Annotated in this window: 2 protein-coding genes; both read left to right on the forward strand. The window is 76.8% G+C overall.

The window, feature by feature from the left end:
• Positions 1–80: 80 nt before the first annotated feature.
• The gene (locus AC5LSR_RS02980; RefSeq protein WP_250290666.1) at positions 81–962 is read left to right on the forward strand and encodes an SDR family oxidoreductase; all 882 of its coding nucleotides are present in this window, start codon (positions 81–83) and stop codon (positions 960–962) included.
• A 1-nt stretch (position 963) separates the two neighbouring features.
• Positions 964–2,969, forward strand: a 2,006-nt coding sequence (locus AC5LSR_RS02985) for a heparinase II/III domain-containing protein (protein ID WP_493468119.1), incomplete at its 3' end; no start/stop codon positions are given.

Raw genomic sequence — 2,969 nt, forward strand, 5'->3', positions numbered from 1 at the left:
ACGGCCGACAGCACGGCCGACAGCACGGCCGACAGCACGGCCGACGTCACGACCGACGTCACCGGGCGGCGAGGACGCGCATGAGGCTGCTGGTGACCGGCGGAACGGGATTCCTCGGACGCCGGGTGGTCGCGGGCGCGCTCCGGGACGGCCACCACGTCATCGGGCTCGCCCGCGGCGCGGCGGCCGCCCAGGCCCTGGAACGCGCGGGCGCGCAGGCCGTCGCGGGCGATCTCGACGACCCCGCCTCGGTGGACGCCGCGTTCCAGGCCGCCAAGGGCGACGTCCTGGTCAACATCGCCTCCCTCGGCTTCGGGCACGCGGACGTGATCGTCTCGGCGGCCGAGGCGTCCGGGCCGCATCGGGCGCTCTTCATCTCCACGGCCGCGATCTTCACAACGCTCCCGGCCGCGACAAAGCGGATCCGGACGGACGCCGAGAAAACGATCACCAGCAGTGGCCTCGACTGGACGATCCTGCGCCCCACCATGATCTACGGAGGCCCGGACGACCGGAACATGGCGCGGCTGCTGGCCGCGCTGCGCCGCTGCCCGCTGCTGCCCCTGCCCGGTGGCGGCAGGCGCCTGCAGCAGCCCGTCCACGTCGACGATCTCGCCGCCGCCGTGCTGGCGGCGGTCCGGTCGGACGCCTGCGCCGGCCGCGCCTACAACCTCGCCGGGCCGGAGGCACTGACCTTCCGGACGATCGTGGCGGAGGCCGCCGACGCGGTCGGGCGCCGGGCCGTCACCGTCCCGTTCCCGCTGCGCGCCACGCTCGCCGCGGCCCGCGGGTACGAACGGCTGGCGGCCCGCCCGCGGCTGCGCGCCGAGCAGATCGCCCGGCTCGCCGAGGACAAGGCGTTCCCGATCACCGACGCGGCCGCCGACCTCGGCTTCGCGCCACGGCCGTTCGCGCGGGGCATCCGGGACGAGGCGGCGCTGCTGGCCGAGGGGCGCCGCTGACATGGCGGAGCCGCTTGACGTGACCGGCCCATGCCCGCCGGCGGGCCACGGGATCGCGGCTGTGGCCCGCGCCGCCGGCTGGCCGGCGCCGGCCGCACGGTACGCGCGGACCGTGCGGCACCTGCGGCCACAACAGGTCACCGCCCGGGTGCGCCTGCGCGGCCAGCGGGCCTTCACCCGGCGTTTCCCCGGGACGACCGACCGGCTGCTGCGGCTGGCCGCCCCGGAGATCGGCTGCTGGCCGTCCGCCTTCGTACCGTTCGACGGCCGCTGCGCCGCGTCCTGGCCGGACGTGGCCGAACTGCTCGACGGGACGCTGACCCTGCTCGGCCACCCCCGCCGGCTGCGCGCCCCGGGCGGCGGCCCGGCCGAACTCGACTGGGCGCAGGCCGGCGCGCCGCTGCTGTGGCGCTACCACCTGCACTACTGGGACTGGGCCTGGACGCTGACAGCGCACGGTGACCGCGACGAGGCCCGGGCTGCCTTCGCCCGGCTGTACACGTCCTGGCGGGCCGCCACGATGATCGACAGCAGCCGGGGCGCCGCGGCGCTCGACGGCGGCCAGGCCGTTACGCGCCGCGGCCGCGGTCGTGGCCGCGGGCCAGTGCCGCCGGGCGCCGGCACCGCGTGGGCGCCCTATGTCGCGTCCCTGCGCGCGTGGACGCTGTGCGGGCTGTTCGAGCCGCTCGCGCGGGGCGGCGCGGCCGAGGCGGCCGTGCGCGCCGACCTCGGCCGGCACGCGGCCTTCCTGCGGCCGCACCTGGAGACCGACGTCGGCGGCAACCATCTGGTCAAGAACCTCAAGGCCCTGATCGGGCTGGCGGTGGCCGCCGGCGACACCGCGGGCCGCCGGCGGTGGGTCGAGAGGCTGCGCGGCGAGGCCCGCCGGCAGGTGCTGGCCGACGGTGGTCACTACGAGCGGGCGCCCGCCTACCACTGCCAGGTGCTCGCCGACCTCGACGACGTGGTCGGCCTGCTCGCGGCGAGCGGCGCGGCGGTGCCGGACGACCTGCCGGCCGCGATCACCCGGATGCGCGACTGGCTACGTAAGATAATCGGCCCGGACGGGACGGTGCCGCTGCTGAACGACGGCTACCCGGTCCCCGCCGACGCGGTGGAGCACCTGCTGTCCGGCGACCTGCCCGGCGGCCACGAGCCCGTCAGCGGCGGACCCGCCGGACCAGGCTGCGCGAACCCGGAGACCACCGGACCGAGAACCGCGGGACCAGGACCAGCAGGACTGACAGGACCAAGCAAAGCAGGAGAACCAGCGGGGCCGGGAACGGCGGGACCGGGAACGGCGGGACCGGGACCTGGCCGGCAGCGGACGGCCCGCGACAGCGGTGACGCCTGGCCCGACGCCCTCCCACCTCCTGGCGTCCTCCCGCCTGACGGCATCTCGTCCGCCGGTGCCTGGACCGGGTCACGGCTGCTCGCCGACAGCGGTCTCGCCGTGCTGTGGGCGGGCGGCTTCCACCTCGTCGCCGATGTCGGGCCGGCCTGCCCGGACACGCTGCCCGCGCACGCCCACGCCGACACCCTCGCGTTCCTGCTCTGGTACGACGGCGTCCCCCTGATCGTCGACACCGCGACCTCGACCTACGACCCGGGAGCCGTCCGCGACCACGAACGCTCGAGCGCGGCGCACGCGAGCCTGGTCGTCGACGGAGCCGACTCGACCGAGGTCTGGGGCGCCTTCCGCGCCGGCCGCCGCGCCCGCCCGACGATCGTCCGGCTGGCGCTGGACGGCGACACGGCGGTCCTCACCGCGTCCCACGACGGCTACCGGCACCTGCCCGGACGCCCGGCGCACGAGCGCACCTTCACCGTCCGGCCGGAGCGGGTGACGCTCACCGACCGGGTGACGCGCACCGGGCGGGCGGACGGACGGGAGACCGGGCGCGGGGGCCATCGCGTCGAGATCCTCTTCCCGCTCACCCACACCGCGACCGCAGCCCTGGACGGCCCCGACACGGTCCGGATCAGCGGCAGCGGCAGCGGCAGCGG

It is taken from the genome of Protofrankia sp. CiP1_Cm_nod4, assembly GCF_982290645.1.

Coding starts and splice junctions, on each gene's coding strand:
- AC5LSR_RS02980 (WP_250290666.1), top strand. CDS start 81: ATGAGGCTGCTGGTGACCGGCGGAACGGGATTCCTCGGACGCCGGGTG.